Annotated in this window: 19 protein-coding genes and 1 riboswitch; of the genes, 13 read left to right on the forward strand and 6 right to left on the reverse strand. The window is 45.6% G+C overall.

From position 1 onward, the window contains the following. Nucleotides 1-7 precede the first annotated feature (7 nt). On the forward strand, nt 8-955 hold the full coding sequence (gene epsC / locus ACZ5V1_RS12060) for a serine O-acetyltransferase EpsC (protein WP_464389042.1): 948 nt from the start codon (nt 8-10) through the stop codon (nt 953-955). 281 nt (nt 956-1236) lie between these two features. On the opposite strand, the gene ACZ5V1_RS12065 is transcribed toward epsC, so the two are convergent. From ACZ5V1_RS12065 to ACZ5V1_RS12075, 3 genes are all read right to left on the reverse strand, one after another. Continuing rightward, nucleotides 1237-2190: a UDP-glucuronic acid decarboxylase family protein gene (locus tag ACZ5V1_RS12065; protein ID WP_464389043.1), complete on the reverse strand. Its 954-nt coding sequence runs from the start codon at nt 2188-2190 to the stop codon at nt 1237-1239. A 316-nt stretch (nt 2191-2506) separates the two neighbouring features. Continuing rightward, nucleotides 2507-4012, reverse strand: a complete 1506-nt coding sequence (gene cobA / locus ACZ5V1_RS12070; protein ID WP_464389044.1) for a uroporphyrinogen-III C-methyltransferase — start codon at nt 4010-4012, stop codon at nt 2507-2509. A gap of 390 nt (nt 4013-4402) precedes the next feature. Beyond that, nucleotides 4403-7051: a valine--tRNA ligase gene (locus tag ACZ5V1_RS12075; protein ID WP_464389045.1), complete on the reverse strand. Its 2649-nt coding sequence runs from the start codon at nt 7049-7051 to the stop codon at nt 4403-4405. Between the two features lie 263 nt (nt 7052-7314). Between ACZ5V1_RS12075 and ACZ5V1_RS12080 the strand changes: the two genes are divergently transcribed. The 6 genes from ACZ5V1_RS12080 to ACZ5V1_RS12105 all read left to right on the forward strand — a co-directional run bounded on the left by ACZ5V1_RS12080 (nt 7315) and on the right by ACZ5V1_RS12105 (nt 13797). Further along, a complete protein-coding gene (locus ACZ5V1_RS12080) occupies nt 7315-8586 on the forward strand; it encodes a BPL-N domain-containing protein (protein ID WP_464389046.1) in 1272 nt (423 codons plus the stop codon). A 264-nt stretch (nt 8587-8850) separates the two neighbouring features. After that, nucleotides 8851-9543: a hypothetical protein gene (locus ACZ5V1_RS12085; RefSeq protein ID WP_464389047.1), complete on the forward strand. Its 693-nt coding sequence runs from the start codon at nt 8851-8853 to the stop codon at nt 9541-9543. A gap of 282 nt (nt 9544-9825) precedes the next feature. Further along, nucleotides 9826-10284, forward strand: coding sequence for an NfeD family protein (locus ACZ5V1_RS12090; RefSeq protein ID WP_464389048.1), 459 nt, complete (start codon nt 9826-9828; stop codon nt 10282-10284). A 1-nt stretch (nt 10285) separates the two neighbouring features. Further along, the gene (locus tag ACZ5V1_RS12095) at nt 10286-11209 is read left to right on the forward strand and encodes an SPFH domain-containing protein (RefSeq protein WP_464389049.1); all 924 of its coding nucleotides are present in this window, start codon (nt 10286-10288) and stop codon (nt 11207-11209) included. Nucleotides 11210-11360: 151 nt separating this feature from the next. Then, the gene (gene tgt, locus ACZ5V1_RS12100; protein WP_464389050.1) at nt 11361-12485 is read left to right on the forward strand and encodes a tRNA guanosine(34) transglycosylase Tgt; all 1125 of its coding nucleotides are present in this window, start codon (nt 11361-11363) and stop codon (nt 12483-12485) included. Nucleotides 12486-12786: 301 nt separating this feature from the next. Beyond that, a riboswitch (glycine riboswitch) is annotated at nt 12787-12883 on the forward strand. A 515-nt stretch (nt 12884-13398) separates the two neighbouring features. Continuing rightward, nucleotides 13399-13797, forward strand: a complete 399-nt coding sequence (locus ACZ5V1_RS12105; protein WP_464389051.1) for a hypothetical protein — start codon at nt 13399-13401, stop codon at nt 13795-13797. A 321-nt stretch (nt 13798-14118) separates the two neighbouring features. Here ACZ5V1_RS12105 and ACZ5V1_RS12110 read toward each other — a convergent pair whose 3' ends face one another. Continuing rightward, on the reverse strand, nt 14119-16137 hold the full coding sequence (locus ACZ5V1_RS12110) for a methyl-accepting chemotaxis protein (RefSeq protein WP_464389052.1): 2019 nt from the start codon (nt 16135-16137) through the stop codon (nt 14119-14121). A gap of 9 nt (nt 16138-16146) precedes the next feature. Beyond that, nucleotides 16147-16596: a cytochrome c family protein gene (locus ACZ5V1_RS12115; RefSeq protein ID WP_160712658.1), complete on the reverse strand. Its 450-nt coding sequence runs from the start codon at nt 16594-16596 to the stop codon at nt 16147-16149. Between the two features lie 698 nt (nt 16597-17294). Here ACZ5V1_RS12115 and ACZ5V1_RS12120 point away from each other — a divergent pair. Continuing rightward, nucleotides 17295-18434, forward strand: a complete 1140-nt coding sequence (locus tag ACZ5V1_RS12120) for an AAA family ATPase (RefSeq protein WP_464389053.1) — start codon at nt 17295-17297, stop codon at nt 18432-18434. A 39-nt stretch (nt 18435-18473) separates the two neighbouring features. Here ACZ5V1_RS12120 and ACZ5V1_RS12125 read toward each other — a convergent pair whose 3' ends face one another. After that, a complete protein-coding gene (locus ACZ5V1_RS12125; RefSeq protein ID WP_464389054.1) occupies nt 18474-19871 on the reverse strand; it encodes an aminotransferase-like domain-containing protein in 1398 nt (465 codons plus the stop codon). A gap of 165 nt (nt 19872-20036) precedes the next feature. On the opposite strand from ACZ5V1_RS12125, the gene ACZ5V1_RS12130 reads away from it, so the two are divergent. The 5 genes from ACZ5V1_RS12130 to ACZ5V1_RS12150 all read left to right on the forward strand — a co-directional run bounded on the left by ACZ5V1_RS12130 (nt 20037) and on the right by ACZ5V1_RS12150 (nt 26443). Then, nucleotides 20037-20627 (forward strand): LysE family translocator, encoded by a 591-nt coding sequence (locus tag ACZ5V1_RS12130; RefSeq protein ID WP_464389055.1) that lies wholly within the window; start codon nt 20037-20039, stop codon nt 20625-20627. Between the two features lie 594 nt (nt 20628-21221). Next, on the forward strand, nt 21222-22085 hold the full coding sequence (locus ACZ5V1_RS12135; RefSeq protein ID WP_464389056.1) for a YitT family protein: 864 nt from the start codon (nt 21222-21224) through the stop codon (nt 22083-22085). A 610-nt stretch (nt 22086-22695) separates the two neighbouring features. Further along, on the forward strand, nt 22696-23070 hold the full coding sequence (locus ACZ5V1_RS12140; RefSeq protein WP_464389057.1) for an ArsR/SmtB family transcription factor: 375 nt from the start codon (nt 22696-22698) through the stop codon (nt 23068-23070). A gap of 8 nt (nt 23071-23078) precedes the next feature. Beyond that, on the forward strand, nt 23079-23525 hold the full coding sequence (locus ACZ5V1_RS12145; protein WP_464389058.1) for an arsenate reductase ArsC: 447 nt from the start codon (nt 23079-23081) through the stop codon (nt 23523-23525). Between the two features lie 515 nt (nt 23526-24040). Then, a complete protein-coding gene (locus ACZ5V1_RS12150; RefSeq protein WP_464389059.1) occupies nt 24041-26443 on the forward strand; it encodes an acetate--CoA ligase family protein in 2403 nt (800 codons plus the stop codon). The last annotated feature ends 168 nt before the right edge of the window (nt 26444-26611 follow it).

Here is a 26611-nt window from a genome sequence, read left to right on the forward strand (position 1 = left end):
AGACCACATGCAACGTAAACACGCCGAACTGGAGCAACACAACATGGCAGAACTCGACTCTGTAGTCGAAGAGCTTTGCGCTCCAGAATCTTACGCTGCGGTATACCATCGTTCCAAACACGATGCACCAATGCCTTCAACAGAGGCATTGCTTGAATTAGTAGAGCGCCTCAAGGCTGCCCTTTTCCCCGGTTACTTCGGGGATAAAGCCGTACGTCTTGAGTCCATGCGTTACCATCTGGCTGCAAATCTCGATTCTATTTACAGAATCCTTGCAGAACAGATTAAACGTGGTGGCTGCTTCATTTGCGCTGAGTTTGCTGATGAATGCAAAGATTGCGAAGCACATTCCCGTGACACAGCAATGAAATTTTTACAGGCTCTACCAAAGCTGCGCAGACTCCTTGCTTCTGACGTTAAAGCAGCATTTGAAGGCGACCCCGCAGCTAAAACTCCGGGTGAAACCATCTTTTGCTACCCGTCCATAACAGCAATGATCCATCACCGTATTGCGCATGAGCTGTACAGTCTTGAAGTACCGATCATTCCCCGTATCATCAGTGAAATGGCGCATTCCAATACCGGAATCGACATCCATCCGGGAGCACAAATCGACGAAGAATTCTTCATCGACCACGGCACAGGTGTTGTAATCGGCGAAACCTGCATCATCGGCAAAGGCTGTCGTCTCTATCAGGGTGTAACCCTCGGTGCACTGTCCTTCCCTAAAGATACAGAAGGACTGCTCGTAAAAGGCAACCTGCGCCACCCAATCCTTGAAGACAACGTTACAGTCTACGCAGGGGCAACAGTACTCGGTCGCATCACCATCGGACACGACACCATGATCGGTGGTAACGTCTGGATTACTCACGACGTAGCTCCAAGTTCTAAAGTGGTTCAGTCGCGCTCAACCAAGCCGAAAGGTGAAGAAAAGCTGGTAGGCGAAAAGTAATAGGTTTTCTCTAACCTGCCTTCGGGGTGTATCCAGCGGTGCTTACAGGGAGCTGCTTTCAGGATGTCTCCGACGGCGCTTGCCAGCGGGGCTTTAAGAACCTTTCTGTAGAAAGGATTCTTAAAAATCTCCAAAGACTTTTATTAGCGAGGCCAGCACGTTTCTTTTTAAGCCTCGCGGCTTATTCATCACTACCTTTCATAATTAGAAAAGGGTCGTCCTGTAGGACGACCCTTTTTCATTTTCGATAAGTGAAAAGCAAATAGAGAGCGATAGCTAGCTTATTCTTTTTTCTTTTTGAAATATTCAATAGTCTTCTTCAACCCATCTTCAAGAGTTGTTACTGGTGACCAATTCAGCTTTTCACGGGCAAGACTGATATCCGGCATACGTTGCTTTGGATCATCGTGCGGAAGTAATTTAAACTTGAGAACCGAGTTGGAATTGGTAAGGGAAATAACTTTTTCTGCAAGTTCACGAATAGTCATTTCATGCGGATTACCTAAATTAACAGGGCCGCCGAATGAATCTTCAGTCCTATCCATAAGGCGGAGAATTCCTTCTACCAAGTCATCCACAAAGCAAAACGAACGGGTCTGCGTTCCATCACCGTAAATAGTCACAGGCTCTTCTTTTAGGGCTTGAATGATAAAATTAGAGACAACACGCCCGTCATTTGGATGCATCTGCGGACCATATGTATTAAAGAGTCGAGCCACCTTAATTCGGACATCATACTGGCGCTGATAATCAAAAAAGAGTGTTTCTGCACAACGCTTACCTTCATCATAGCAAGAGCGTACACCTTTAGGATTTACTTTGCCCCAGTAATCTTCTGTTTGCGGATGAACTTCTGGATCGCCATACACTTCTGAAGTTGAGGCTTGAAATATTTTAGCGCCTGTTCGTTTTGCCAAACCCAACATATTGATAGAACCATGAACGCTTGTCTTCACGGTCTGCACAGGGTCATATTGATAATGAACGGGTGAAGCCGGACACGCTAAGTTGTAAATTTCATCAACTTCAACATAGAGTGGAAATGTTATGTCATGCCGAAGTAATTCAAAATACGGGTCTTCCATCAAGTGAACAATATTCTCTTTTGTTCCAGTAAAGAAGTTGTCCACGCATACAACTTCGCATTGCTTTTCCAATAACCGCTTGCATAAATGCGCCCCTAGAAAACCTGCCCCACCAGTTACCAGCACTCGCTTTTTCGGTGTAAAAGTCATCCTTACCCCTTCGCTAAAACATACTAATTTTTAAATATGATTTCAGCTATGTAGAGTAATTACTCTCACCGTTTTATTCTTTGATAATTTACACCTTCTAGAAAACACAAAAAAAGAGGACAGAGCAGACGCTCTATCCTCTTTCTATAATCGTATCGTGCCCACACCAATCTAACAAAAGGTAATGGGGATAAGCCGCGAGTAACGCAAAAAACGTGCTGAACTCGCGAGTAAAAGTCTTTGGAGATTTTTAAGAATCCTTTCTACAGAAAGGTTCTTAAAGCCCCGCTGGCAAGCGCCGTCGGGGACACCTTTCCTACAGCTTTTCGACTAACTGATCCACGAGTGCAGGGATGGTGTAATCTTCCGGTTCGATATCCGGAGTAAAGCCAAACTGCTCAAGTGTTTTAGTAGTAATCGGGCCAATAGAAGCAAGCTTCACGTTGGCTCGATGTTCTTTAACAAGCTCAGGGGACACAAGATCAAAGAAGTTTTCCACGGTAGAAGAAGAGCCGAAAGTTACGCAGGAAAGTCCACCATTCTTGATGAGTTCGAGTACTTCATCGCGCTGTTCGCCTGCTGGCTTGGTTTCGTATACAGGAAGAATATCTACCTGTGCGCCAGCTTTGCGGAGTTCTTCTGGAAGCACTTCGCGAGCAACTTTAGCGCGTGGAAGCAGAATCTTGCTGCCGTCCATGCCACGCTCGAGAAGCCCTTTTACAACACCTTCAGCAACGTATTTTTCTGGAACAAAATCAGGCTCGATGCCTTTCTCGCGCAGAATTTCCGCTGTTGCAGGGCCGATTGCAGCAATCTTGCTGACACCAAGAGCACGGGTATCGAGCCCAAGCTCTGCAAGCTGGTTCCAGAAGTGTTTTACGCCATTAACGGAAGTGAAGATAACCCACTCGTATTCGCTAAGGGATTTAATTGCTGTGTGCACTTCGCTGTAATCTTCAAGCGGGTCAATTTTAATAGTAGGGAACTGGATTACGCTAGCGCCAAGCTGAGTAAGGGATTTCGCCATACCGCTTGCCTGCTCACGAGCACGAGTTACTACTACGCCTTTACCGCGCAGTGGAAGCTGTTCGAACCAGTTAAGCTCATCACGAAGCTTAACTACGTTACCTACAACGATGAGAGAAGGAGAAGTAAAGCCCTGCTTTACGCCTTCTTCTGGAAGCGTTGCGATGGTTGCAGCCATAGAACGGTGCTTCGCTGTTGTACCCCAGTGCACGAGTGCTGCCGGAGTTTCAGGGTCCATACCGTTTTCGATGAGCTGCTTAGAAATATGCGGCAGATTCTTCATGCCCATAAAGAACACGAGAGTGGATGTGCCGGTAGCAAGAGCCTTCCAGTTATGGGAAGAGCCAGGCTTGTCTGGATTTTCGTGACCGGTAACAAAGGACACGGAGGAAGCATAGTCACGGTGAGTAAGCGGGATACCAGCATATGCAGGGCCTGCAATAGCGGAAGTAATGCCCGGTACTTCTTCAAACGGTACACCAGCAGCAAGCAGCTCTTGAGCTTCTTCGCCACCACGACCGAACATGTACGGGTCGCCGCCTTTAAGACGAGCAACAGACTTACCCTCTTTCGCTTTACCAACGATAAGCTGGTTGATGCCTTCCTGACTTAATGTGTGGTCGCCGCCTTTTTTGCCTACGTAAATAATTTCGGCTTCTGGTTTTGCGTAAGAAAGAAATTCAGCGTTTGCAAGATAGTCATACACGATAACATCTGCTGTGCTCAGAATATCACGGCCTTTAATTGTCAGCAGGCCGGGATCGCCCGGGCCAGCACCGATAAGGTAAACTTTCATCATTCCTCCGGTAATAATCAGGAACCGGAGTTGCCTCCGGTTCCCTGATAATAACTTTATCTTACTTGATGGAACAACATAGTTGTTTGCCTCCGGCGGCTCGCCGAGGGGCAAGGGCTCTGCCCTGCGCCCGCAAGGGGGACGCCCCCTTGACCGCGGATTATTAACGCTTTTTATTCAAAATTCGTTAACACGCAAACGTTGATGTTTACTCCCCATCCAGACAGTTAATACGTTGCAAAGCCGTAATGTCGGCTTTCACATACTATCTCTCGCCTATCAGGGGTGCAGGGGGGATTATCTCCCCTGCCCGTCGGAGACAAAAGCGCCGCAGGCTAACTTTTACTCCAACTGTTCTATCAAGTTATCAGCTTAACGCTTAACTTGTTGCTAGCCCATTGCGTCAACAAGACGCTTCTGAAGCTTAAGCAATTTCTGCTGTGTATCTGCAAGTTCAGCAGCGCGAGCTTTCTCTTTTTCAACAATAGCAGCCGGAGCGTTGTTAACGAAGCTTTCGTTACGCAGCTTACCGGAAGCCTGCTTAAGATCTTTTTCAACTTTACCGAGCTCTTTGTCGAGTCGGGCAAGTTCGTCTTCAAAGTTTACGAGACCTTCGAGAGGCACGATAACTTCGTTACCCTGAACAATGCTGGAAGCAGAAGCTTTTGGTGCTTCAACGTCTGCGCCGAGTTCAACGTTTTCAAGACGGGCAAGAGCCTGCATTACTTCCATAGATTCTTCGTACAACGCGTTTGCTTCACGGGAAGCTGTGCGGATAAGCACGTTGAGGCGAGTCTGTGGAGCAACGTTCAGCTCTGCTTTAATGGTACGTACTGCAACGATTGTTTCCTGAATAAGTGTCATTGCTGTTTCAGCCACTGGGCTTTCACAAGCAGGACGCATTTCTGGGTACAATACGGTTGCGATGTCTTTGTTCTCGATACCCGGTAATACGCTCCATACCTCTGCGGTGATGAAAGGCATAATCGGGTGAAGAATAACCATCATTTCCTGCAAAACAGTCCAGAGTACAAACTGTGCTTTTTCTGCACGTTCGCCGCCTGCACGCATGTCAGGTTTGATAAGCTCGAGGTACCAGTCACAGAACTCGTTCCAGATGAACTTGTACATGATCTGTGCAGATTCGTTGAAATGGTAGCTAGTGATAGCGTGATCCATATCTTTCTTCACAGTTTCAAGACGGGAAAGAATCCAACGGTGATGTACACCATCGATTTCATTGAAAGCAAAAGTCTTAGGCTTTTCTTCCGGAAGGTTCATCAATGCGAAACGAGCTGCGTTCCAAATTTTGTTACTGAAGTTACGGTAACCGTCGATGCGCTGCTCAGACAATTTAATGTCACGACCCATTGCTGCGAATGAAGTCAGAGTGAACCGCAAAGAGTCACAACCGTATTTGTCGATCATTTCAACAGGATCGATAACGTTGCCTGTTGATTTGGACATTTTCTTGCCCTGTTCGTCACGTACAAGAGCATGAATGTACACATGATGGAACGGGACTTCGTCCATAAAGTGCAGACCCATCATCATCATACGGGCAACCCAGAAGAAGAGAATATCGAAACCGGTAACGAGTACGGAAGTCGGGTAGAATGTATCAAGCTCTTTTGTTTTGTCAGGCCAGCCCATGGTAGTAAACGGCCAGAGAGCTGAAGAGAACCAAGTATCAAGAACGTCTTCGTCCTGTACGATATTCTTGGAACCACATTTACAGCTGGTTGGATCGTCTGCTGCAACGATAAGCTCGCCACAATCCTGACATGTCCAAGCCGGAATACGGTGTCCCCACCAGATCTGACGGGAGATGCACCAGTCACGGATGTTATCAAGCCAATGGTTGTAGGTCTTGATCCATGACTCTGGGAAAATCTGAGTAAGTTCAGGAACTGCTGCACGAGCACGTGGAGCAAGTTTAGTCATTGCTACGAACCACTGAGTTGAAACAAACGGCTCAACGATAGTTTTACAACGGTAGCAGTGACCAACGCTGTGTTCGTGCTCTTCGATGCGATCGAGGAAGCCTTCAGCTTTCAATGCTTCGAGGATTTTGACACGTGCTTCAACACAGGTAAGACCTGCGTATTCGCCAGTATCTTCGGAAAGAGTACCGTCTTCGGTGAGGATGTTCATAACCTCAAGACCGTGTTTACGACCGAGTTCCCAGTCATTGTGGTCATGTGCAGGGGTAACTTTAAGACAACCTGTACCGAACTCGATGTCTACGTAGCTGTCACCAATAATATCAAGCTCACGACCAACGAGTGGAAGAATTGCTTTTTTACCGATGAGATGATTGAAACGATCATCTTCAGGGTTAACAGCAATAGCAGTATCCGCAAGCATGGTTTCAGGACGGGTTGTTGCGATGGTAAGTTCGCCGGAGCCGTCTGCAAGCGGGTATTTAATGTAGTGCATCGCACCCGGTTCGTCAGAGTGATCTACTTCGTCATCAGCAAGAGCGGTATGACAACGAGGACACCAGTTAATGATGTAGTCGCCTTTGTAGATGAGTCCCTGATCATGAAGTTCTGCAAAAACTTTACGAACAGCTTTAGAAAGACCTTCATCCATGGTGAAGCGTTCACGGCTCCAGTCAACGGATGCACCCATCATACGAACCTGATTGAGAATACGGCTGCCATATTCATCGCGCCATTCCCATACACGTTCAACAAATTTTTCACGGCCAAGATCATGACGACCCAAGCCTTCAGTTGCAAGCTTACGCTCTACAACGTTCTGAGTAGCAATACCTGCGTGGTCAGTACCCGGTACCCACAGAACTTTTTTACCTTTCTGACGCTGGTAGCGACAAAGGATATCCTGCAGAGTAAGGTTAAGAGCATGTCCCATGTGCAAAGCACCGGTGACGTTTGGAGGCGGAATGACAATTGAATATGCATCACCCTCTGCATCCATATCCGGTGTGAACACGTTGTTTTCTTCCCAGTGCTTACGCCACTGGTCTTCAACTTTTTGGGATTCATACCCCTTAGAAAGAGCGTTTTCCGCCATACTGCTACTCCAGATTCTTTATTGTATTCAGACGAATTACAGTCTGATTTTGTATCATATGAACGCCAAGGCTACCGTTGCATGTTCGGTATGCCCATGACGAGCGGGCTTTGCCCTGCACCTGCAAAGGGAACATTCCCTCTGGCCGTGATTGAGGACTGCCCTTTTTCAAGCAAGTCTTGTAACTATTTGCACTCGCCGCCCTCGCTTGCTAGAGTGCACTTCCACGACTGCAAAAAGTCAGATTAATTAGCGGAAGGACAATGTCAAGCATCTATATATTATGGGACGAATCTCACCTATGGGGTTTACTCGTCTGGCGGGCACTGGAAGCAATGAAACTTCCATACTGCATTGTGCGGGGAGAAGAAATAGCGCAGGGATTGCTTTCTTGCAACCCACCAGCCTTACTTCTTGCTCCTGGAGGCAATGCCAGACTCAAAGCAGACGCCCTTGGCTCTAAGGGAATCGAAGAAATACGTAAATATGTTGCCAATGGCGGCAAGTACTTAGGCTTCTGCGGTGGCGCAGGGCTAGGACTTACCGGTCAAAACGGGCTTAATCTTTGCCCGTGGGAACGCGCAAAATTTACCAACCGCTTACAACATTTTGTAAGTGGCCATCTTCATTCTTCTATCGGCGCCCACATTTCTCACTCTGCCGACCTTGTTCCAGATAATTTTCCAGAAAAACCAGACCTTCCAGTCTGGTGGCCAGCCAGATTCTCTCCAAAAGAAAATACTGACGTTGAAATTTTAGCCAGCTACGAAACTCCAAGTGACGATTTTTGGATCGCAGATCTACCTTTAAATACACTTCCCCCGGGCACTTTTAATGAGTGGGAAGCGTTGTACGATCTTAAATTGCGTCCAGAATTTCTTAAAGGTCAGCCCTGCATTCTCACTGGTAAATACGGCGAAGGCCGCTATGTTCTCAGCTACACGCACCTTGAGACACCAAATTCGCCGGATGCTAACGCTTGGCTTGCCCATATCATAAAAACACTCACCGACGGTGCCGTTACAGCAGAACAAACGCTGGTAACAGACTGGAACCCTTCAGAAGAGATTCCACAATGGACAGATGAAAAGCTGTTGGAAGCAAAAGGGATATTTGACGATATCGTTACAATTGGCAAGAACCATTGTCTTTTCTTTGAAAGAAATTCGTGGCTAATCGGTTGGCGCGCAGGCATTCCGGGGGCAAACCTAAACAACCTGTACAACGGGCTATGCTCCGCAGTCTCCATGCCGCCTACTCCTGCGGCGGAAGCCTACTGGGATTCTGTCTCTGACGAGTTCATGCACAACCTGACACTCTTCTATGAGGGAGTTAAAGGGTATTTGCTAGCAGAACGTCTTGCCATGACGTTATCAAAAACATTCCCTGAAACTGTTTCTACCGAATCATTACGCAACCAACGTGCAGCCTTGTTCGGCCCTCCGATGGCAAGCGGCGGTGTATACTTAGAGCTTCTTCAAACATTAGATCACCTTATGTATCTTGTGTTACCACATACTATTGAATCGCAGTGATCTATCGCTACTCATAACGTGTATTAATCGCACGTTGGTGCTATATACGAGACAAAGCTCATTCTGTTGTAACCATCCAATAGAATGAGCTTTTTCATGTTGTAACATTGTAACTACCATTGCAACGCATTCAAACAGTTAGGAACTGTATACAATAACACTTTAGTAGACATAGTATTCTTTTCTTTAATCCTTGCTGCAACGCTCTCACGATTTTATCGTAACAATTGAGATCGATACACACTTGGCAAGGAGTCTCTTTTCGTGAAAAAGATTTTCTTATTAATGCTGCTCGCCGGATTAATCGCATTAGGCATCAGCTCATATACTACTGTGTCTATTAACCCAATACTAACGAAAACAGTACATTACATTGGGCCTAAGGTCATGGGTTCTAAAGTACAACTGGAAGATGCAAAGCTTTCCACGCTCTCCGGTTACGGCTCAATACACAACATATATCTCGGTAATCCAATAGGATACCCTCGTGGACAGTGCATCCAGATTGGAAAAATTGATGTAGAGATGCTTCCCTCTTCCATTGGTACAGGCACCATTATCATCAATAATCTTACAATAAAGGCTATGGATATTGCCTTCATACGACATCGTAAAGAAAACAACGTTACGCTGTTGCTCGAAAATTTACGCAGCAAACTTCCAAAGCCACTCGAATTTCCGGATAATACGAGTAAATATATCGATTACTCAAAAGTTATCGGTAACAAATATATCATCAAGAACGTACATATCGTCACACCGTCTGTAAGTGGCTCCATGCCCAAGCCGCAGCGCGCAAACTTTAGTGTCATTATGGACGACATACATTTTACCGACATCGGTAAGCAGGAAAACGGTATTCCGTTTTTAGTGGCCCTTGAACAAATTTTGACCAAAATCGAGCATCGGGTTCAATACGCAGTCATGGACACCTACGTCCGTTACAGAGATAACTAGCCATCTTCAAAGTAATGCGCCGTTCCACGAACAATTTTCCGGTTAGCATAAAAAGAATAGCATTCATGTAAAAGGAGCCTTGTACGTCTTTTCAGCAAAAATAGACCAGAATAAGTAAGAGCGCATGCAACAGTAATGTTACATGCGCTCTTACGCTGTGCTGTAGATACTTTTTTTGTAAATTTCAGCATGCATTTTCCATTTACTCCATAAACACCTAGTGTTATTTTCGCACAACGTATGCATTAGGATATATAGCATGGAATATGGAGATCCCACTCAATGTTAAATATGGATTTTGATGTTAATATTTTCTGGCTGGCTTGGTTTTCGTTAGCAGTAATCTTTTTTCTTATTGAGATGTTTACTCCTACCTTCATAACAATATTTTTCTCAGCAGGCGCGATACTCGCAGGTGTTACTGCATTGTTTGAACTGTCTTTGACATTTCAAATGGTAACGTTCTTCTGTTCTTCCATTGCTCTGCTCGTACTTCTGCGCAAAAAACTGCCAGCATGGTTCGGTCAAGACGCCAAAGACCAAGAACCATTTACAGACACTGCCATAAACGCACATGCCACTGTTGCTGAAGCTATTTCACACACCAGTGGTGGCCGCATTAAATATCAGGGAACTTTCTGGAACGCTGAAGCAACGGAAGATATTGATTCCGGTGCTGTTGTCACGATCCTCGCTCGTAAAAAATCTGATCAAAATACTTTCATAGTCAAAAAGGATTAACATGACCGGTCTTATTACTTCCATTGTTATAGCCGCACTTGCCCTTATTACTCTTATCAAGACGGCTATCGTTGTACCGCAGAAAAGCTCTTACGTTGTCGAACGCTTGGGTAAGTACTCCAAAACTCTTGATGCGGGTCTGCACATCCTTATCCCTTTTGTAGATAAAGTTGCCTACCGCCGCTCTACTAAAGAAGAAATTTTGGGAATTGATTCCCAGTCTTGTATCACCAGTGATAACGTCGTCGTAGAAATCGACGGCATCCTGTACATTCAGGTACAGGATGTCATGAAATCCTGTTACGGCATTAATGATTACTACCTTGCTGCAAGCCAGTTGGCACAAACCTCCCTGCGTTCTGCAATTGGTAAAATCAGCCTTGATAAAACATTCGAAGAACGTGACAGCATTAACGCTGCCGTTGTTGGTGCAGTTGACGAAGCAGCACGCGAATGGGGTATCAAAGTTATGCGTTACGAAATTCAGGACATCACTCCTCCTGAAACAGTTATGCACGCTATGGAACAGCAGATGAAAGCAGAACGTGAAAAACGCGCTGAAATTGCTAGCTCCGAAGGTGACAGACAGTCCCGCATTAACCGTGCAGAAGGTCTCAAGCAGGAAGCCATTGAACTTTCTGAAGGTGAAAAACAGAAAAAGATCAACGAAGCTGGTGGCCATGCTCAGGAAATTCTCCTTATCGCCGAAGCTACTTCAAAAGGTATTTCCCTTATTGCAGATGCTATGTCCGCCCCTGGTGGTAAAGAAGCTGCACAGCTTAAAGTTGCTGAGCAGTTCATCAGCGAGTTCGGTAAAATGGCTGAAAAATCCAACACCATGATCATTCCAGCAGACATGGCAAACGTTGGTGGTATGGTTGCCTCTGCTACAGAAATTTTAAACCAGATTAAAGTACAGAAATAACTTTTCTGTTCCACTGTGAATTAAGGCTGCTTCTTAATGATTATTCGGGAGCAGCCTTTTATATTTTAGTGGGTTACCTAACTGTTACGGCTTGTTTTTTTGATGCAGGATTTGGGATGACTTTGCATGTCCTCATGAGTATAGTGCCGCCATGGCTAACATCGGAGAATTTACATTACACGCAACGGACGGAGCTGCCCGTACAGGCGAACTGCAAACTGCGCATGGCGTAGTGCAGACGCCTATCTTTATGCCTGTGGGCACGGTAGGCAGCGTTAAGGGCATTGCTCCTGACGATTTAGATAATATTGGCGCTGAGATTATTCTCGGCAACACCTACCACCTCTACCTTCGTCCGGGTGACGAACTTGTTGCACGCCACGGCGGGTTACAGAAGTTCAACTCCTGGAACAAACCGATCCTCACAGACAGTGGCGGTTTTCAGGTTTTCAGTCTCAGTGGTTTGAGAAAAATCAAAGAAGAAGGCGTTACCTTCCGCTCCCATCTGGATGGTTCCAAGCATCTTTTCACACCGGAAAAAGTTATCCAGATTCAGCGTAACCTGAACTCTGATATCATGATGGTGCTTGATGAATGCGTAGGTTTTGGTGCTGATAAAGAATACACAGCACGATCTTTGGAAATGACCACTCGCTGGGCTAAGCGCTGTCGTGAAGAATACCCTCGAGGTGCCGGAGACAACCTGCTCTTCGCCATCACACAGGGTGGTTTCCACAAAGATTTACGCGAACGCTCTATTGCACAGTTAACATCTGAAGATTTCGACGGCTTCGCACTGGGCGGTCTTTCTGTTGGTGAAAGCAAAGAAAAGATGATGGAAATCCTTTACCACTCTGCTCCTTTGCTCCCAAGAGAGAAACCACGATACCTTATGGGTGTCGGCACCCCTCTCGACATCATCAACGGCATTAATGCCGGTATTGATATGTTCGACTGCGTTCTGCCGACACGTAACGCCCGTAACGGCACACTGTACACCTCACAGGGTAAAGTCAGCATTAAGCGTAAAGAACACGCGGACGACGAAAGTCCACTTGATCCAAATTGCAACTGTTACACATGTCGCAATTTCTCCCGTGCATACTTACGTCACTTGTATCAGGCAAAAGAGCTGCTCTCTTTCCGCTTGAACTCCATCCATAACCTTACCTACTTCCTCGACACAGTTCGCGGTGCACGTAAGGCTATTCGTGAAGGCAAATTTGCTGAATACAAAAAGTCTTACGAGGCGATTTACCCTAACGAAGTCATCTAACAGCATGTTGTTACACACAACCCTGCTGTAAAATTCATACACTCTTAAAACGCCCTGCTCACCATGAGCAGGGCGTTTTTTTATTTCGTATATGTAAAAATCGATTTTATTTTCACGGAATACTAGATTTTCAACTACTGTGGTGCTTTTTCTGTTGCGTTTTATATCTGCCCACGATAAATAGGAGTCTGCCTCAACATATGGATCTCGGTTGAAGGCAGCAGGAGAGACCGCCTTTTTTTCCCCAAAAAAAGACACGGCGCCGAAGATGTAACTCTTTCAGGCAAAAGGACTGCTGCTCGGACGAGCCTCTGGAGAGACTCCGCAAGGAGCACCGAAGGAGCAAACTGCTTTCCCAGTGCAGTGAAACTCTCAGGTAAAAGGACAGAGTGGACCCATAAAACCAATATTTGGTTTTTTGAATATTGCGTTTTGCCGTCCTCTTTTCCACTTTCCAGTCTCACCGTTTCCATCTAGGCACCGCTTAGCGGGCTGTTTTTTTGCGTCTATGCACTAACAGCCAGCAAACTGGGGAGCATTTGATTACGTTTGTAATCGCCTTGAGCGATACATATATAGGGGAATATAGATTCCCCTCCTGACTGGTTTGTTGTTGTGGTTGCGATGCGCCGGAGCTTTTAGTTCCGGCGCATCTGCATTTTTATAACACCCGCTTTATTCCTATCATATTTCCTTCTCTCCCCCGTCATACGCCTCTCTTGTATATTTGGTATGTTGCAGTAAGAAGAACATTATCATTGCTACACCTGCATAAAAAACGCACTACACTTTCATAGTCCTCTTTTTTGCATTGCAATAGCTGTAGTTATTAATAGTGTTTAGTTTTTATCACTTTTTTCTGCTGTTACCTGCACCCCAAATATAAGAAGTTTTATCTTCACAGGAGCTTACTATGCAGACAGTTTCCTTGAAAAGAAATGGCAAAGAGAATCTTGTATTTACAGGTGAGTTACTTGTGAACCTTGATGATAGAGAAGTAATGGGCGTTACACCAAACTGGTGGGAGCTGAAGTTGTATAAAACTTCTATTGGCAAATTCATCCTCTCCTCCACGTTCCATATCAATTACCCCAACAAACGTACTCTGCACGGGGCACTTAGTTTCGCCGAAGCTGGGCAGCTGCAGCATTACCTCGTGAACGAATGCAACGGGCCTACAAAAATCGCTGATGAGTTTATTAACAGAGCTGCAAAACGCGATAATGCATTTCAAGCTATACTTAATAATCAGAAAGGTGGCACTTCCTACAAACAGTCAGCCACCAAACCGCTCACATCAAAAGCACTCTAATTTTTTTGCATAAAAAAGGTGGAGCGAATCCCCACTGTAAAATCATGACAGCGAATTACTACTTCTGTCTCCGGCAGGCAGGTGCCCTCATCATCTAGAACTCCGATTCGCGAGATCAATTCTTTGATGCACAGCCTCGACGCAATCGACTACACCGTCTGCCCGATACCAACTTACAAAAAAAGGGTGAAGCCTCAGCTTCACCCTTTTTGTATTATCTCAACATATTCTGCCATGTTATATGGTCAGCGTCATCGCTTTGTCTCAAGTGTACGGAAACAGGAGATCAAAACACACGACATGCTGTAAACGCATTTAAAGCTAGGAACGCATATTCTCAATAATACCGTCCAAGTCCTGAGCAAGCTGCGCAACGACTTCTACCGCAACGGTAGACTCAGTCATAGCGGCGGCTGTCTGCTCAGAAATATCATTAATAACGGTTACAGAACTGTTGATCTGTTCACTCGCTGCTGACTGCTCTTCTGACGCAGTGGCAATAGCGCGAACCTGATCCGCAGTTGCTTCAACCATTTTCATAATCGCTTTTAACGCTTCACCAGAGCGGGTAGCAAGCTCGGTGGAATCACCCACAAGCTCAACAGCCCTTTCTGTCGCTTCAACATTCTGATGTGTACTTGTCTGAATTGCACCTACATACTCAACAACTTCGCGGGTGGCATTCATTGTTTTTTCTGCAAGTTTACGCACTTCATCAGCTACAACAGCAAAACCTCGACCAGCATCACCAGCACGTGCAGCTTCAATAGCCGCGTTCAATGCAAGCAAGTTTGTCTGGTCGGCAATATCTTCAATTACGGTAATAATCTGGCCAATCCCATCTGCGCGGGAACCAAGCACACTCATTTCCTCTTTAAGAGCCTGTGCCTGTTCTGAAACAGCATGAATTTTACTTACAGCCTGATCTACAATCTGTCCGCCTTCCGCTGCCTTTTCCTGCGTTGTTGCAGCAAGTTCAGCAGCATCAGAAGCGTTACGGGCAACCTCAAGAACAGAAGCATTCATTTGCGTCATTGCACTTGCGGATTCGCCTGTAAGTTTCTGCTGCTCATCAGCGCCATTGCTGGACTGACGAATCTGCGCGGCAAGCTCTTCAGAAGCAGATGATACCTGCTCAGAAATAGCCCGTGCAGACTGCGCGGCATGAGTAATCTTTTCGTTCTGTTCTTCCACTCTGCTTTGCTGTCTGCGCATACTTGTCATGTCCGTAATCATTACGAACACACCAAGCATTTTGCCATCTAAATCATAGATAGGCGCAGCATCAAAAATAAGGGTAAGTTGATCACTCGCAAAGTTTTCCAAAACGCCTTCATTACCTGTGGAAGGTCGACGCGACGTAATCACATCTTCAATAATCCGGTCACAACAAGGGTCATTTACAATGAATTCAGAAACCGGCACGCCTTTGTACTCTATTGGTGTTCCGGCGATTCCCATAAGGGTAATTGCTTCCTGATTTGTAGAAGTAACCTTGCGGTCGACATCACAAATAAGAATTGGCGCGGTCATACCCCGTAAGACACCTTTGGAGAAGCCTAGCTCAATCTTAAGTTTTTCAACCATCGAACCAAGGTTTTTAGACAAATTGCCAAGTTCATCTTCGCTTTCAACCAAAAAATGCGCATTAAAATCACCATTTGTAATGGCGTCTGATGCAGCAGTAATTTGTTCAATTGGTTTGATAACGACTTTGCGAATAAAGAACACGACACTAAGTACAAGCACAATCAATCCGGCAAGAGAGATTGCCATGTTCTCATACATCTGGAAGGCAATGGTACCCATCGTACCGGAAATGTCTTTTGTGATGACCAGCTGCCCGAGAATAGGCTTGGATGCACCATGACAGTGCCTACAGGAAGGAGCATTCGGAATTGAGATTACTCTGACAAAAACGGGACTGTCGCCACCGCTTACAATCAGATTTTCTTTTATTGGTTCTTGCAATGCCCGTTTGGACACATCCGCAAAACCGTCGATCGGTAACAGACCTGCAATCTGCTTATCAACGTTAACATCTTGCGTTGAATACGTTACTTCGCCAGCATAATCGGCAAGATGAATTTTCATGCCCGGGTATTCATTCCTAAGTCGGATGAACTCCTCGGTTGTCCCTTCATCATCACCTACAACCATTGGGCGCTCTATCGCTTCCTGCACCAGTTGCGATGTCTGCGTCAAAGACTCACTAAGCTGCTCCAGCATTCCTTTACGCTGAAGGAATGTTGAAGTGCCAATGAGTATTGAGAACACAACAAACGAAATGATGGTGATTAAGACCGTAATCTTAGCACCTAAAGAAGTCCGTATCGCCATTATGTCCTCCTAGTGTGCACCACTGTTTACAAGCGGTTTGAATCCAAAATCGTTAACACGGGCTGCACTGTGGCAAACCACGCATTCTTTTGGTTCAGGTTTACGCTTGATCAAATCAGGATCGCCATCTTCAGCATGTGCCGCACCAGGTCCATGACAAGTTTCACACCCAACATCTGATAGTTCCGGAGTCTCTTCGTAGCTAACAAATCCCCCATTTTTGTAACCAGTAGTGTGGCATTCGTAGCATTCTTGTTGCTCTGCCGGTGTAAGCTTTGGCGCCATTACTGCAATACTCTCCCAAGATTTTGCTTTCTTAGAATGTTGCATAAAACGCCCGTGTTCTGTTTCGTGACATTCACCACACGCAGCAGATCCCACATACTTCGCTGCGAAAGTAATACACGGCACGCACAGAACCAATACGAGAGCAACTAGAAAGACTCTCTGGTTTTGCATAATTTTCTTCTCCCTTTTTGGAAGAGCATCAGCGTATTTTCCCTATACGCTTGCCCGAACACTCTTCACGACAACCACCCTCGTGTTTCTTTTTCAAGAAAACTCTACTTCCTCCATCGGTTTTTATTACTCATTCTTTAATTTTTACCTAAGGGACGGTACTGATACACCACAACTGTTTGAGCATTCAACATTAATTCGAACACACAACATCCTTTTATTATTAGATAAAAAAGACAAATGCAAACTAATTAGTATAACGGACACACTGTATATACGTAACCATATACTTACATGAACGCCAATACACATTTAAACCGCATCTACACAGTAAGAATATACATTTTCAATATCATATGTTCTTGCCGCGCTCGCATATTACACTACTAGTGGAATGAACAGCACGCTTACTTATACAATTTTACATAGAAACATTATTCATCTTATTGCGGAGATTATGTAATGGTTCAAGATTATAAAACTTCTCATTTCCGTTCGTTACGAAATATCTTGCTTGTTATACTCTGTATAACTTTTGCAATAGGTGCTTGGCGGATTTTAGTAGATACTACACCCGACGACATTCCAACCGCAGAGAAGGTATTTACCGAAGAAAAGAACATAGAAAAATGATCAATATTCTATAGAATTACGTTATATACATTGCTTTTTCCCTACAGGAGCAATCGGAGGGATTAATGCCTACAATTGAAGAAGCTTTATACATAAAACTTGAAGCCAGTGATCCAACTATTGCAGGCGCTCTTCATAATATGCTGTGTGAAATACCTTTCACACATCTTTTAAACACACTTCAGCTTACAAAGCCGGAAGTCCTTGTTATCGGCTGCACTACCTATACTGAAGAAATAAGAGAGCGTATTCTTGAAGCAAAAAGACATAATTACGGCGCAGTGTTTGTTTGTGCATCGCAATATACAGATTCTCATAAACACCAAGCATTAGTAGCAGGCGCACGAGATTTTTTTAGTTATCCTCTGAGTAAATTAATTTTACAACGGGCTTTGGAAGATTACGTGACAAGCCGTTCAGTTGATCCGAGTAAAAAGAATCGCCCCAAAGTTATCGCAGTCATGGGCGCACGTGGCGGCTCCGGAACAACGTCTGTGGCGGTAAACTTGGCAGCATGCTTTGCACAAGATGGGAAGCGGGTCGGCTTGCTCGATTTTTCAAGACCATACGGAGATGTCGCTACATTTCTGAATACTCCTTCGAAGCGTGACAGACGCCACGCCGCAAAAGATCTCGGTCTAATGAATGCCTCATACATGAAGAGTGCTATGTATCATCACAGCAGCGGCATTTTAGCCCTAGTAGCACCGGAAGTGACCATGGGGACGGGAAGTGTGGTTCCTGAAACTGTTTCTGCTATGCTTATTGCAGCAGCAGATGCATTTGGAACAATTGTTATTGATATGGGCAGCCGTGTGGATGCTGCACTCTACAGAGTAATGGAAATGGCAGACGACAGCCTGCTTGTAACCATGCCTACAAAGCCATGCATGGGAAGCGCTAAGCGGTTTGTAGAGACTATCACAGCAGGCGGTTTTGAAAACTTCTGTAAACTTTCGCTTGTGCTTACCGGCTGTGTGTCCGGCAACACTCTCTCTAAATTTGAAATAGAAAAGACCATCGGCGTTGACTGCATCACGTGTTTACCGGAAGACCAGAAAGGCACATTCATCGCAATTAACGATGGAACGCCCTACTGCCATTTATTTCCGGAATCTACACTCACAAGCAGCCTTAAAGAGCTTGCAGCACTGTTACGCCAACATGAATGTCCGGATGAAGAATACTATTATGACGATTATTAGAGCATTCAACTATAGCGTTACCACAGACTGGCTACATATCTAGCCAGTCTTTCTTTTGAGCATCGTACTCTGCATATCAGGATTCTGCGCAATATCCCGTAAAATGCAAAGTCCCTTTTCCAACTCACTAATATGTTCCATGCCGGTCAACCCGACACGTAGTGCTCTCGGCGCTTCAGCGTCACCAACAATAAATTTTTCTGCGCTAAAGACATTCACCCCGGCCTTGCGAGCCGCAGCTTCAAACGTCTGCCCGCACCAAGGTTCCGGCAGTTCCCACCAACAAAAAAAGTCTGTTCCCGACATATGTAGCGTTCCGCAATTCAATATCTGCCGCACAAGCGCACTACGTCGCCTAGCTTCAGCACGTTTGCGTTCTCTGGCGGCAATCATATCGCCATCAGCAATCCATTTTGTAATAATTTCAACATTCAGCGGAGGCACCATCCACATGCTATTTAACACACTCTGTGCAAAGACTTCTCTCAGATGCTTCGGGACGCACATGAAACCGACGCGCAATCCGGCACCGATCATCTTTGAAACGCCCGCTATAAAAATACTTTGATCGGGAAGCATTGACGACAGAGGCACCAGATCACCGTCATACAAAAATGCATACGCATCATCTTCAATAACAGTCAGAGCATTCTTTTTCGCAACAGCAGCAAGAGCAACTTTCCGTTCATGCGATAAGCAGCAGACAGTTGGGTTTTGTACGTGAGGCAGCAAATACAAGCCTTTCACTTCCCGTTGGCGGCAAACAGTATCCAAAGACTCTGGAATCATCCCACCTTCATCCATCGCGACCGGACACAAACGAATCCCGAGACTTGCAGCGAGAGATTTGAAACCGGGATAGGTCAATGCATCCGTTGCTATTCTATCACCCGGTTTAAACATGGCTGAGAGTGCGGTAGAAAGTGCATGCTGAGAACCGGCCGTGACAATAATATCATCTGCCGTGGCTGGCATTCCATACATATGAATAAGGTGCGCCCCTATTTCTCTATGCTCTGGCAGCCCGCGCGGGTCTGAATATCGCAGAAAAGTTTCCGGATTCTTACGACGACTGATGGTCTTCAAGGCAATGCTCAAATCTGGATCAAGATGCGGCATTGGCGTAGCCAGCCCCATTTCAATAAGTCCCGGAGAAAATGGCTCGAAAGAAACCATGGCAGATGGTGTGGTGGCATCAACCGCCACAAACGTACCGCGCCCCACAGTGCTTGCAACCAAGCCTCGGCGTTCTGCTTCTAAATACCCACGTGTAATCGTTGAGACGTTCACAGAAAGATCGTCAGCCAAATTTCGATGGGTCGGCAAACGCGTTCCCGGCTGTAACGTTCCTGCATACACATCTCGCTCAATTGCATCCGCAAGCGCCAGATACAAAGGCGTGTCCTCTGCTTCAATAAATGGTGTCCACTTTGTCATGCATACAATATTAGCGTTGACATTCACACAATGTCAATTCTATGGGTACAATCAGAACGGTAGCCCTCATACAATTTTGTGCGCACAAAAGTATCACGCTACCATCTTATGAAATTACAGCTAACCTTGCAGAGAATTACAGGGTCAATTTTTAAGGAGCATTCCATGGCAGAACTGCTTATACCGTTCGCTATTTTTATTGTTGCAATGACAGGTACACCGGGGCCGGGAAATATGACGATGATGGCTATCGGTCAAACAACCGGATTTAGAACTGCTGTTCCGTTTCTTATCGGAACGACAATAGGTTTTGCGGCGCTTAACTTACTCGTATCGTTAGGACTTGGAGAGGCATTTAAACAATGGGGATGGCTTGCGTTGCTACTAAAGTTCGGAGGCGCCGCATATATTCTGTATCTTGCATACAAGCTCTTTAAGCTACAGGCAGCACCACCCGAGACTATAAAACAATTTACCATCGGCGAAGGACTGCTCTTGCATCCCCTCAGCCCCAAGAGTTGGGCTATGTCCATTGCAGCATACAGCCAGTTTTTTGCATTGCTTCCTGTTACAGCAGAAACAACTGCTCTGTTCGTTTTTCCCTTTATGGTAGGACAATTCACTTTCCATTCCATGTGGTGCGGGCTTGGTGCGGGACTCTACACTTCATTAAAAAATCCCCAAATGCGCCTTATGGTAAATTCTTCACTTGTTATACTTATGCTCGGTGCTACGCTGTATGCACTGGCTACGTAACCAATTCCATTCGTAACCATGGGTTGCGGGTTATCATATGGTAAGAAAGACAAAATAATACTCTTCGCAAGCAAGAGTCTTACACTCTTAAAAAGAAAGCTAAGACACCCAATTTATGACAATAATATAAAAAGAATCACTTTCTCTTTGTGAAATAAATCTTTATTGGAAAAAAGTTTTTTTCCACTAGACGCCGAACTCACTATCAGATAGATAGCGCGAAATCGGTACGGGAAGCCCAAAAACGGCTGCCTCTTTTTGTAGTTTTTAACCAAGGTTTTTGTATGCAGAATACGTCAATCGCAAATAGACAGATAACGCTTTCCAGTATGGAAGGCATCTTTGCGTGCGTATTCCATGAGCCTTGGACTACGTCCGATTACACGCGGCTGCGATAAGCTGCGACCTCTATTGTTTTTTACAAAGGCTCGGAACATGTGTTCGAGCCTTTTTTTTATGCATTTTATACAGCCCGTCACGACATCCCGCACGCACATGCGGCCTGTCAGGGCAAAACGTTACTTGGCGCACAGAATATCCTAAAGCCGGCCTTACCGGACAACAATCTAAGCTGTAAAACATAAGGAAAGCCCAATGCAGTTTAACCGTCATGCTTTTGCCTACTCCCTTCCGTGGAACATTTTTCTTCTCACCTTTGGTGCGATCATCTTTATCGTTGGATACAACGGCATTGCCGTCCATCACAATTTTATTCCTGCAGGCCTGTATGGCTTCGCTGTTCTCGGAAGCTACGTTAGCGATACTTTCACCACTCCACAGTGGTACCTTATTTTCAACATTCCAATCTTTGTCATTGCCTGGCGCAGCGTCGGCAAACGATTCTTTCTGTTGAACTTGTATTGCATGATACTCGTAACGTTTCTCACACAATATTTCACGCTTGATCTTCATATTCAGGACAGACTGCTTGCATCCATCGCAGCAGGTGTCATCATGGGACTTGGCAGCGGAATCATCCTCCGTTCCTTCGGTGCTGCTGGTGGTTTTGATGTTCTTGCAGTTATTCTGAACCAGAAATACGGATTACGTATCGGAGTTTTCTTCTTCATCATCAACTTAGTTCTTATGGGACTCATTGCAGTTCGCTTCAACCCTGACCTCGTTGTCACCACGATCATCATGCTTTCTCTCAGTTCATATTTAACTGAGTACGCACTCTCAATGTTCAACCAGAAAAAAGCAGTGCGTATTATTTCCTACAAGAACGAAGAGATTATGGCTCAGATGCGCGAAGCACGCCGCCTTAACGGTACGTTGGTATGGGGTACCGGTTCATACTCCGGTAAAGATGTTAGTATGCTGTTCTGCGTTACAGATAACATTCGTATGAAACAGCTGGAGTCGATTGTATTTGATACCGACCCGAATGCAATTTTCATTGTCGAAAATACATTCTCTGTTGTTGGATCAAACTTTAACCCACGCAAAATGTACTAACATTATTTACAATTCGGGTTACGGCTTTTCCTAAAGCAGTAAGCCCCCATCAGGTATCGTAGCGAATTCGCTATCGCCTGATGGGGGCTTTTTTTGCTATGTTCAAAACAACAGACTCACTTTGTCGCCCGCTTGACGAATTTTAAATCATCTGGTGCTGTGCTGTCCATTCAACCTTGGAGAATTTATGTCTAAATTATGTATCTACGCAGTGATACTCAGCATCTTCCTTATTACTTTATCCACCGGATGTGCTGTAAAAGCAAAGGGATCCCATACTATTGAGCATACAATACAACGAGTTAACTAAACACTATTTCATTATGTAGTCTTGAATACTGGATACTCACAGAGTTGCCCAACCCGATTCTTGACAAATTCAGCATTGAAAGCATATTTAGCTAACCAACTAAACGAACACAACAGATGTTTCGTAGGGGGGGTCTCTACATTTTAATCGATTGCTGTTGTCCGTTTTTTCAAAGCTAACAGGGATAGAAAAGGTAAAACGTAACGTTCTTGCCACAGAAATTCTATTTTCTTGTCAACGTGCCAACGTAATAACGGGCAAAGGCGCTGATTAGGCTGTGGAAACACACCCGGGATGACTATGCAAAAAATTACTCAAACTCTGAAAGCGTTATCCGATCAAAACCGACTTCGTATTGTTGCCGCGCTCATGGAGCATGATGAGCTATGCGCCTGCCAGTTTACAGAACTGCTGGGAATAGCCGGAGCCACTGTATCGCGTCATTTGGGCGTACTGCACAATGCAGAACTCGTTCAATTCAGAAAAGAAGGCAGATGGATTTTTTACAGACTCGGAAAAGGAGTAGCGTACTCCAAGCCGCTTCTGGATTGGATTCAAGAACAATCAACAACTTGCACCGAGCTGCAACAAGATCATGACCACCTCCAAAAAATTGTCTCCAGTGCCCCTGCGGATATTTGCCGGAAACAGCGTGGTTCTAGCAATTCAACTTAGGAACAAAAATGAGTGCTAAAGTTACTATTCTTTTTTTATGCACAGGTAACTCCTGCCGTAGTCAAATGGCAGAGGGTTGGGCAAAACACCTCAAAAGCGATGTGCTTAATGCATATTCCGCTGGTATTGAGACGCACGGGCTAAACCCGAATGCTGTAGCTGTAATGAAAGAAGCTGGTGTCGATATTTCCTCTCATAAGTCACAACTGCTTAGTGACTTTGATGACATCGACTTTGACGTGGTTGTTACTGTTTGTGGCCACGCACACGAAACTTGTCCGTACTTTCCAGGTAATGCAAAAGTTGTTCATGTAGGCTTCCCCGATCCCCCTGCACTGGCAAAAGAACTTGCAGCACAGGGTGCTTCCGAAGAAGAACAGCTTGCATGTTACCGTACCGTCCGTGATGAAATCAAAGCGTATGTTGCCACGCTTCCAGAATCTCTCGAACTGTAGCAAAGATCTCAGAGAACGCTGTTCATTAAAAAAATATGCGTTAAATACCAAGTAATTATTATTTTTTCATTTGAACGGCGTGGATCGTAACACAATTGTCACATGCAAAATATACATTGTTTTCCGTCAGCCATTGGCAATTATGGCGACGGCAACTCTATTCTGTGTCTTACAGCATGGTCCAGCAATTACCATGCGCCAAGACAACTGATCGGGACAGGAAGCCTCTCTCTCCCTGTCCCGATCATCTTTTTTTCCTATCACTTCACATTCAGCGCTCTCAGCAACATGTAATCCAAACAACGGGCTACATGTTTTTTTCTGTCCTCACTATATTCTTCCACTTCTTCAATTGGACTAATTTTTCCCATTAGTTAGAACATGAAAAGCAAATACCTATTCTCTACTCCACCAGTCCTTTTTCCACATAGTCGAAAAGAAAAACACAGCAAAGACAAAAACGTTAAAAGTTCGTACAGTTATTTTCTTACAGAATTTTTCCAAGCGAGATGGCTATGAACACATTGATTGATTTTGAAAAGATTACCCAGTTATTTGCTGCTGCTGATACAGAAAACAGAGATTTTCTATACGAATATGAAGTGTACAACCTGTTAGCCAACTCCGGCGCAGAAACACCACCTATTTCTAACTTACTGCCCCGTGGTGCACGTTTTTCCGACGAAGAGCTTATGGCTATTCCGGGTGAAAAAGCTGTTCTCAAAATTGTATCCCCTACTATTATCCATAAGACAGAAGTGGGCGGCGTACGCATTGTTGAAAAACAGCCATCTAAAATCCGCTCTGCTGTTCGCGGTATGCAGTATGAAGTGCCGGAAAACTATGCAGCGTACATCGAACGTAACCCAGACCATGCACCGGAATCCTACAAAGGGTTAAAAGGCGATGCGCTCATTAAAGCCATCAGCCGTGACTTGAAAGGTGTGCTTCAAGTACAATTCATGCCACCGGATTCCAGCGCCTTCGGTAACGAATTAATTGTAGGCCTTCGTCACACCCGCGAGTTCGGTATGGTTATCAGTGCCGGTCTTGGCGGAACAGACACCGAGCTTTACGCAGAACGTTTCCGCAAAGGGCAAGCTATCGTCGCAGCGTCAACAGAGCTCGTCGACGGTGAAGCATTCTTCGCCCTGTTCCGCAAAACTATTTCATACCGAAAACTTGCCGGTCTCACACGCGGTCAGCGCCGCATTGTTACAGACGAGCAGCTCATTGAGTGCTTCAGTTCATTCATTGAAATGGGTCGCCACTATTCACCGTCAAACAATGACGCGCCATTCATCATCGAAGAACTGGAAATCAACCCGTTTGCATTCACGGACTACCTTATGGTTCCGCTTGATGGGATGTGCCGTTTCGGCAAGGCTGAAAAACGAGCCAACCCGCGCCCGATCAAAAAAATTCATAATCTGCTGCACCCAGAGCGCATTGGAATTATCGGTGTTTCAGCTACACGTCGCAATTTCGGGCGAATCATTCTCGAAAATATTCTCGCAGAAGGCTTCGCCAAAGAAAACGTAACCCTCATCAGAGACGGCATAGACGAAATCGATGGCGTACGTTGCGTTCCCAACCTTGCCAGCCTTGATCACAAGCTTGATCTTTTTGTCGTAGCGGTTTCCGCAGCACAAGTTCCGAAACTTGTAGACGAGATCATCGATCTGGATGCTGCCCAGAGTGTTATGCTCATACCCGGTGGTATGGGTGAAACCGAAGACAGCCAGATACAAGCCGCAAAGCTCATTGCTCACATTGACGCCACACACGCCAAGAAAGACGGCGGGCCTGTGTTCCTCGGTGCGAACTGCATGGGTGTTGTGTCGCATCCCGGCTCCTACGACACATGGTTTATTCCAGAAGAAAAACTGCCGAAGAACCGAACAGCAACACCGCACCGCGCTGCACTTATCAGCCAGAGTGGCGCATTCATGCTCCACCGTTACAGCCAGAGTCCAGAGCTGCATCCAAGCTACATGGTCTCCATGGGCAACCAGACAGATCTCACCCTTGGTGACATGGTTCGATATTTCAAAGACGCAGACAACGTAGATGTAATCGCCGTATACGCTGAAGGATTCAGCGATCTCGACGGTCTCGAATTCTGCAAAGCTATTCGCGAAGCTATCCATAACGGAAAAGAAGTTGTCTTCTACAAAGCAGGCCGTACTCCTGAAGGCAAAACAGCCACAAGTGGTCACACAGCATCACTCGCAGGTGATTACATGGTATGCGAAAGCTGCGTACGTCAGGCTGGTGCCATCGTCGCCAGAAGTTTTCAAGAATTTCAGGATCTCTTCCTGCTTGCAGAAATGTTGCATGACAAAAAAATTGCTGGCAACCGCCTCGCCGCCGTCAGCGGTGCAGGGTTCGAAGCTGTAGGTATGGCTGATTCCATCCAATCCGACGATTTTCAAATGGATCTAGCCCATTTCAGTTCTGAGACAAAGCAAGCCATTGCCGCAACACTCGATGCAAACCGTCTGCAATCGCTCGTAACAATCCAGAACCCACTCGATCTCACACCAACAGCAAACGATGCGCTCCACACAAGCGCCGTGCAAACTCTCGTAGAAGATTCAGCAGTCGATTCCGTAATCGTTGGACTCGATCCTTTATCACCTGCAATGCACACACTAGCAGAGCCAACCCCACCAGCATTCTCCATGGATGATCCTAGCTCCATAGCAAACCTGCTCGTGGAAGTTGCTAGAAATTCATCCAAGCCAATCATCGGCGTCATCGATGGTGGCAGGCTCTACGATCCGTTACGTGACCATTTCTTACAAAACAACGTGCCTGTCTTCGCTGTGTGTGATCGTGCCGTAGCTGCACTCGCGCTCTACTCCGAAGCTCGGCTCCGTGTTGAAGAAATTAGGGCTACTAACGAACATTTTTAATTAGGCTTTCATTGTCTTCGACGGCAGGGGTCTGCGACGACTTTTTCTTTTGCTCCGACGGCGCTTGCCAGCGAGGCTTTAAGAACCTTTTGCAAAAGGTTCTTAAAAATCTCCAAAAACTTTTATCTGCGAGGGAAGCACGTCTTTTACGTAACCTCGCGGCTTATG

This window comes from Halodesulfovibrio oceani subsp. galateae (genome assembly GCF_055397225.1).

What these genes read in the sequence shown, in the direction of transcription:
- ACZ5V1_RS12145 (WP_464389058.1), top strand. Translation starts at nt 23,079, where the DNA reads ATGAGTGCTAAAGTTACTATTCTTTTTTTATGCACAGGTAACTCCTGC.
- ACZ5V1_RS12065 (WP_464389043.1), bottom strand. Translation starts at nt 2,190, where the DNA reads ATGACTTTTACACCGAAAAAGCGAGTGCTGGTAACTGGTGGGGCAGGT.
- ACZ5V1_RS12095 (WP_464389049.1), top strand. Translation starts at nt 10,286, where the DNA reads ATGACCGGTCTTATTACTTCCATTGTTATAGCCGCACTTGCCCTTATT.
- ACZ5V1_RS12150 (WP_464389059.1), top strand. Translation starts at nt 24,041, where the DNA reads ATGAACACATTGATTGATTTTGAAAAGATTACCCAGTTATTTGCTGCT.
- ACZ5V1_RS12075 (WP_464389045.1), bottom strand. Translation starts at nt 7,051, where the DNA reads ATGGCGGAAAACGCTCTTTCTAAGGGGTATGAATCCCAAAAAGTTGAA.
- ACZ5V1_RS12130 (WP_464389055.1), top strand. Translation starts at nt 20,037, where the DNA reads ATGGCAGAACTGCTTATACCGTTCGCTATTTTTATTGTTGCAATGACA.
- ACZ5V1_RS12140 (WP_464389057.1), top strand. Translation starts at nt 22,696, where the DNA reads ATGCAAAAAATTACTCAAACTCTGAAAGCGTTATCCGATCAAAACCGA.
- cobA (WP_464389044.1), bottom strand. Translation starts at nt 4,012, where the DNA reads ATGAAAGTTTACCTTATCGGTGCTGGCCCGGGCGATCCCGGCCTGCTG.
- ACZ5V1_RS12115 (WP_160712658.1), bottom strand. Translation starts at nt 16,596, where the DNA reads ATGCAAAACCAGAGAGTCTTTCTAGTTGCTCTCGTATTGGTTCTGTGC.
- ACZ5V1_RS12125 (WP_464389054.1), bottom strand. Translation starts at nt 19,871, where the DNA reads ATGACAAAGTGGACACCATTTATTGAAGCAGAGGACACGCCTTTGTAT.
- ACZ5V1_RS12135 (WP_464389056.1), top strand. Translation starts at nt 21,222, where the DNA reads ATGCAGTTTAACCGTCATGCTTTTGCCTACTCCCTTCCGTGGAACATT.
- ACZ5V1_RS12090 (WP_464389048.1), top strand. Translation starts at nt 9,826, where the DNA reads ATGTTAAATATGGATTTTGATGTTAATATTTTCTGGCTGGCTTGGTTT.
- ACZ5V1_RS12105 (WP_464389051.1), top strand. Translation starts at nt 13,399, where the DNA reads ATGCAGACAGTTTCCTTGAAAAGAAATGGCAAAGAGAATCTTGTATTT.
- tgt (WP_464389050.1), top strand. Translation starts at nt 11,361, where the DNA reads ATGGCTAACATCGGAGAATTTACATTACACGCAACGGACGGAGCTGCC.
- ACZ5V1_RS12120 (WP_464389053.1), top strand. Translation starts at nt 17,295, where the DNA reads ATGCCTACAATTGAAGAAGCTTTATACATAAAACTTGAAGCCAGTGAT.
- ACZ5V1_RS12110 (WP_464389052.1), bottom strand. Translation starts at nt 16,137, where the DNA reads ATGGCGATACGGACTTCTTTAGGTGCTAAGATTACGGTCTTAATCACC.
- epsC (WP_464389042.1), top strand. Translation starts at nt 8, where the DNA reads ATGCAACGTAAACACGCCGAACTGGAGCAACACAACATGGCAGAACTC.
- ACZ5V1_RS12080 (WP_464389046.1), top strand. Translation starts at nt 7,315, where the DNA reads ATGTCAAGCATCTATATATTATGGGACGAATCTCACCTATGGGGTTTA.